The 6,068-nt window shown below is 42.5% G+C and carries 3 protein-coding genes and 1 pseudogene; 2 read left to right on the top strand and 2 right to left on the bottom strand.

Annotation, left to right across the window (positions count from 1 at the left end):
- Together F6J94_RS28585 and F6J94_RS28580 are read right to left on the bottom strand one after the other, a co-directional pair.
- Positions 1-102: pseudogene (locus F6J94_RS28585) on the bottom strand (NAD(P)H-quinone oxidoreductase subunit I); the annotation flags it as partial.
- Between the two features lie 576 nt (positions 103-678).
- The gene (locus F6J94_RS28580; protein WP_293046630.1) at positions 679-3,588 is read right to left on the bottom strand and encodes a glycerol-3-phosphate acyltransferase; all 2,910 of its coding nucleotides are present in this window, start codon (positions 3,586-3,588) and stop codon (positions 679-681) included.
- 884 nt (positions 3,589-4,472) lie between these two features.
- Between F6J94_RS28580 and F6J94_RS28575 the strand changes: the two genes are divergently transcribed.
- A complete protein-coding gene (locus tag F6J94_RS28575) occupies positions 4,473-5,327 on the top strand; it encodes a hypothetical protein (protein ID WP_293046627.1) in 855 nt (284 codons plus the stop codon).
- 12 nt (positions 5,328-5,339) lie between these two features.
- A partial coding sequence (locus F6J94_RS28570) for a caspase family protein (protein WP_293046625.1) occupies positions 5,340-6,068 on the top strand: 729 nt, incomplete at its 3' end.

Here is a 6,068-nt window from a genome sequence, read left to right as displayed (position 1 = left end):
GTGCTTGAGATTTTTTTTCTTAGTAGCTTTATCAAACTCGTAATCTACCACTGGCAAGTTAATCGGACAAACCCGCACACAAACTTCGCAGGAAATACACTTTTAGTTTTATTATTTGGAGTTAGTTTTTGACTTCAAAGATATGGTGTATACAGGGGTTTTAAACAAGGTACTAAAGAACCCCAATTTAAAATTGCTGTAATAAGTAAACTGTATTTTGTTTGTTTATAATTTTTGGCTATACCGAACCTAGTATGCATAAATACGCGCTTATTTACCACTAAATCTGATTGGGAAGTCTATTTATAGCGCTACGCGCAAGTCAGCAAGGTTCTTGCGTCAGAAGTCAAAAGTAAGCTATGACTAAGTTTCGGAGTTTAGGAATGTCAAACATCTGAATGCGTAGTGCTATATAAAAAATCATTCTATCAGAAACTAAAACTATTACCGCATAAGGATTAGACTAATTATTTTTTAAAAGTTTTACATAGCAAGTTCGGTAGAGCCGAATTTTTATAATTCATTTATCGGTAAATGACTATAATTTTTTGAATTTTGAATTTTGAATTGGGCAAAGCAGTATAGAAATCCTCAATGAATTGTGATAATTTTTGATGCCATATTCCCTACTCCCTACTCCCTACTCCCTATTCCCTATTCCCTGTTCCCTTTACTATACTAGTCCAATACCTCAACTGTCCCCAACTGACCATCAATCCTGACCCGTTGACCATCTCGTAATATATCAGTAGCATGATTAATATCCATTACGGCTGGGATACCATACTCTCGGGCTACAATGGCACCGTGGGACAGACGTCCCCCTACTTCAGAAATTAAGCCACCAGCACGAGCGAGTAATGGTGCCCAACCGGAATCGGTGTATGGTACAACCACAATGGTTTGTTGGTCAATAGTGATATCACTTTGCAAGCTTTTCACTACTTTTACCAAACCCTCTACTTGTCCAGAACTGGCACCAATGCCTTGTAGCAGTCGTTGCTCAGACCCAGCTAAAGATTTGGGGTCAGCGGGTAAGGGAGGATTATTGCCATAAACCAGGAAAGGTACCGTAGTCAGCTGAGCATCCTGTTCAAATTTAGTGCGCCGTTGTTGCACAATTTCTGGAAGCTGTTGTCTGAGTTCCTGGTTATCACTACCTACTAGAGAGCGAATTTCGGGTAACTCCAAGAAAAAAATGTCCCCTGGTTCAACTAGTAAACCTGACAGCAGCCAGCGTGCCTCTAGAGCCAAGAAGCTCCAGCGTAGGTGAGCCATCAGCTTAGAGTAGACTTGGGTCACTCGACCTTTGAGATTCAGCCGTGCTTGTACCACTTCAGCTTTCCAGTTTTGCCCTCTAGGTTTTGGAGATTGGGGGAGTGGATGAGCTAGAAACTCAGCGAACAGCTTCCTGACCGATCGGGGGTCTTCTTGCCAGCGGGGAATTGCTACATCGGTTGCCACTTCGCTAAGGTAACCATAGCCCTCAAGAAAGCGGTCAAACTGCTCTAAAATGCTAGAACCATCTGGGATTTCTACTAGGGTGGCAAACAGAGAGGCTCCACTGTCATAGATAATCTGTTCGTGGCTTAATAAATGGCGAGCATCTGCTGCGATCTTAGCCAAGGCTCGCATACTATCGACCTCTGGAGTTTTGCTGTTATCTAGTTCTTTGTCATCAATCTTGAGTACTGCCTGCCGCAAGGACATACTAAGGGGAGCAAGAATACTATAGTAGGTGGCTCGTTTCAACACCTTCAGAATACTGTCGATGCGTTCTAGGAGTTGTACTGGAGATAATTCCGACTGGGTTCTTGCTGAAAGCTGATTCAATAGCGGCAGAAAGTGGGTTTGGTAATCCGCTTCAAAGTCTTGGTCTAAACGCCATTCCCGACCGAGCAATCGTAGTAAACCAGGTAGGTTTTTTATAGTGGTATTTATCGGTGGTTTGGAAAACTTAGCTCCCCTAGTCAGAAATTCCAGACTTTCTGGGGGTAGACCCATACGCCGAAAAATTTTCCCCAACAGAGTTACATTGAAGTAAGCATGGGAATAGTGCAGGGTGGCAGTTTCCTTGAAATCCATTCCTTTAGCTCGCTTCCCCAGCACTATGGTAAAAATCTCTCCCCAAACACCGCAGGTTAGGGGACGATTAATCGACCAAGTTAGGGTTCGGATTACTCCTGGAATTACTTCCGCAGCAATTTTACGAGTCCAGGTTGGTTGTAGAGTAGTTATAGGTCGTGCTTGCAGTAACCAAAGGGTTTGACCGTCATAACTCCACTCAATATCTTGGGGAAGACCCTGGTAATAGTTTTCTAACCGACGTGCCAAAAGCGCCACTTGTTTGATTAAAGCTGGAGGGACATCACCACTGCCCTCAATCCGTGAGGAGGGCAAAGTTTCTGCTGAATCCTCTTGCTTCCCTGACTTCTGGAAATAAACTTGGTACTGCTCTGGTGTTACTTTACCCGATACAACTTGTGTAGCATATCCAGGTAGGGCTTCGACCACTACAGCTTCTCCCTGTTGGGAAATAGGGTCACGACTGAAAGCAACCCCAGAAAAAACCCCCTTGACTTGTTTTTGAATTAGCACAGCCATAGCTGTATCTGGCAGTTGCTGATCGCGACGGTATTGTGCAGCTACTGGATTACGATAAGACTCTAAAACTCGATTAATGGCATCGAGTAGTGCGGCTGAGCTGGTCACCTGCAAGATGCTTTGATACTGCCCTGCTGCTGAAGCCTGGGCTGAATCTTCTCCTACTGCGGAAGAACGCACAACCAGGGGTTCAGATTCAGAAACGGGTAGGTATTTGAGCAAAGGTTCTGGATCATCCCCTGGAGGTAGTACCCAGCCGACAGGTACTGAGTAACCAGAACGCTTCAGCTGGGATAGGGTGGCAGCTTTTTGCCCAACTTTTTTAGGGTCTAGTTTGGTGTCCAGAGAAATTACGGCACTATCGCCTTGGAAAAAATGAAACACTTTCTTTGATTCTGCTTGAGCTTCCCCACTGGGAAGGTCTAAGTCATCGGGAATTTTTTGATAAATCCAAGCTAATAATAGACTCAAGCTGGTGGCAATTACAATTCTGGAGTAATCCTGGGGATGCAATAAAGCCAGAATCACGGGAAACAATACTAAAATCACCCGTTTGCCATGTTTGGGATTGCGGAAAATGGTAAAGCTAATCCCTCCAATCAAAAATACTAGCAATGCGAGAATGGGGTCATGCCATAATACTCCCCAAGTGACATTGGTCGTCCCTGCACCTTTGCCTATCCAGTAACGACCTAACACCAACATGATTAGAGCGATCAATTCCCAGGCTGATTCACTGGGAAAGAAGTGACGAGCTAGTAAGACTGCTGCAATTCCTTTTGCTGCCTCTGAAAGTACTGCCAAGACACCAACCAGATTTCCTCCGTGGTAAAAGGCGGCTGAAACTGATATATTACCAGTACCTACCTGGGCTAGGTTATGCCTTGTCAGTACATAGGTAATCCAGGCAATCAGAGGTAGTCCACCTAAGATAGGACAGACGGTAAAAATGAGCAAGAACCCTAAAATCTGGGTTAGTGTCATGGGACTAATGGAAATCACTTAGTGAGATAGAGAGAGCTTTATAACTACTTTATAAGAATTAAATAAGAAGTATATCAAAAGTATATAATAAATATTTGGACTTACTGGCATCAAAAGATGACTAGTAATCACAACTAGTAATCACAATTGTAGTTTGTAAAATTATCTAACCCAAAAGCAAGCCAAATTGTCTAAACAATTTGCTTGGTTTAAGTAAAATACGAGTAAAATTTATATCATTTGGTATATTATTACCTGTTATAATTCTAGTTTGGGTTCAATGCGTTAACCTGATTTAGTCCCTAACTTGCTTTAATCCCCACAGCTTTTGCACAGGGGTTCTCAAGTGCGTTTTCCATAGTGAATGAGATTCCCATGACAGCAGCCCGTAAAACCCCATCCTGCCTTCGGTAGTCACACTTTTGAATTAGTCTACGATGTTTGGTAAGGTTAACGTTTTTTCTTTTCTTTTATTTAACGATTGATAATGTAAATTGATAATATGAACAGGACTTACGCGGTTACGTTGATTTCCCCCCCAAAATTGGCAGGCTAGGGGGGCAAAATCAACTTAACCACGTAAGTTATGTACTGGTATAGCGCTACGCGCAAGTCAGCAAGGTTCTTGCGTCAGAAGTCAAAAGTAAGCTAGGACTAGGTTTGCTGAGTTTAGGAATGTCCTAAGCTTAATGGGTAGTGCTATAAGGTGTGGGTGCGTGGATTGCGTCCCAACACCAATCGGGTAAGTTTTCAGAACTTTGCCGATAACAACAACGTGTCTAACGTTGCTGGAGGAGTTGGTAGCTTTGGCACGGCACCTCTGAATGGGTAGTGCTATAATACAGGATTTGAGCAAATCCTTATACAGATAGGTAGGTAATGGTGTGGCTAAGATTGTGGGTGTTCATGGGATTAATCAAGAATTTAGAGGTAGTAATACAATTTATGATAAGTGGCTACCAGCCCTCAAAGATGGTTTGGAGCGTGTTGGAGCTAGATTAGAGTCCGATCATGAATTTCGCTGTGCCTTTTATGGAGACCTGTTCAGAGGTCGGTCAAAATCAGCAATGGGGATACCTAACTATGACGCCAGTGATATTGACTCGGATTGGGAGAAGGAACTCCTCCTGGAATGGTGGGAAGAAGCAGCAAAAGTAGAAGATGATATTAAAGGCCCTGCCGATCTATCCAGAGAAAAGGCAACACCCAGACTTGTTCAAAAGGCTTTAAATGCCTTAAGTGGTTCTAGGTTTTTTGGTGGTGTTGCTGAAAAGATCGTGATTTCTTTTCTGAAGCAAGTTGGGGGTTACTTACATAATCCAGAGTTAAGACAGCAAATTCGCGATCGCATTGTGAAAGCCATAGACCACGATACCCGTGTATTGGTTGGTCACTCTCTGGGGTCAGTTGTCTGTTACGAAGCCCTATGCCAACATCCAGAATGGTCAGTGGAGGTTTTTGTGACTCTAGGTTCCCCATTGGGGATAAGAGGGCTGATTTTTGATCGCCTGGAACCCTCACCGGTCTCTAATTTGGGGTCTTGGCCGGGAAGTGTCAAACAGTGGATCAACATTGCGGATGCGGGAGATATTGTTGCTTTAGAAAAAGAATTAAATCCTTTATTTGACGGGTTAGTGGAAGATAAGCTTGTTTATAATGGATCTGATGCTCACAATGCTAGTAACTATTTTACTGCATCTGAAACAGGAGAAGCTATTAAGTTGGGCTTGATTGATTAGTAGACGAGGTATATGGCGGGAAAACCCAGGTATTATTTAATCGCTTGTGGAACAAGCAACTACAACGATCAGGATGTAGATAACTTAGATAGTGTTCCGACAGACTTACAGAGAGTTGTTGATTTATTTATTCATAAATTTGGATATGAAGAAGCCTTGACGAATCTTCGTTTAAATCCGAATAAAAATGAGTTGATAAAACAATTTTCAGACTGGCTTCAGCATGAAGAACGATGTGAGAGCGATCGCGTTATCTTTTACTATTCCGGTCATGGTGAAGATCTTAAAGGAGATAGACATTATCTTTTGATGGAAGAGACTGATTACAATCAACTTCCTCAGACATCCTTGCCAACAGAAGATTTAGTTCGTCCTTTGAATAACGAAGGAGTTAACATTGAACAAATCCTGTATATTATCGATAGTTGTTATTCTGGGGTCGGAATAAGTGATGTCTCGAAATTTACTACACAAGTTGTTCAGAAATACCAATCAGTAGGAGGAGCAGGTATCGCAGTTCATGGGATTGCGGCTTGTCGTGCCAAAGATACAGCCAAAGAAGATGTATTTTCTAGGGGCTTGGAGCAAGTTCTTAACGATTTAAGTAAAAACTACGGTAATTTATACATTCCTCTAGATTATATAGTTGACCAAATTAATCAGATTATTTCCTCAGAGCAACGTGCTTCCTACTCAGCTTCTGGCTCTGAAAAATCTGCTAAATTCTTCCCCATTCTGCCA

It is taken from the genome of Moorena sp. SIO1F2 (assembly GCF_010672755.1).
GTDB lineage: Bacteria > Cyanobacteriota > Cyanobacteriia > Cyanobacteriales > Coleofasciculaceae > Moorena.
This window is presented reverse-complemented; position numbering and strand designations above follow the sequence as displayed.

Bases quoted from the DNA above. Each gene is read 5' to 3' on its own strand.
- F6J94_RS28580 (WP_293046630.1), bottom strand. From the start codon at position 3,588: ATGACACTAACCCAGATTTTAGGGTTCTTGCTCATTTTTACCGTCTGT.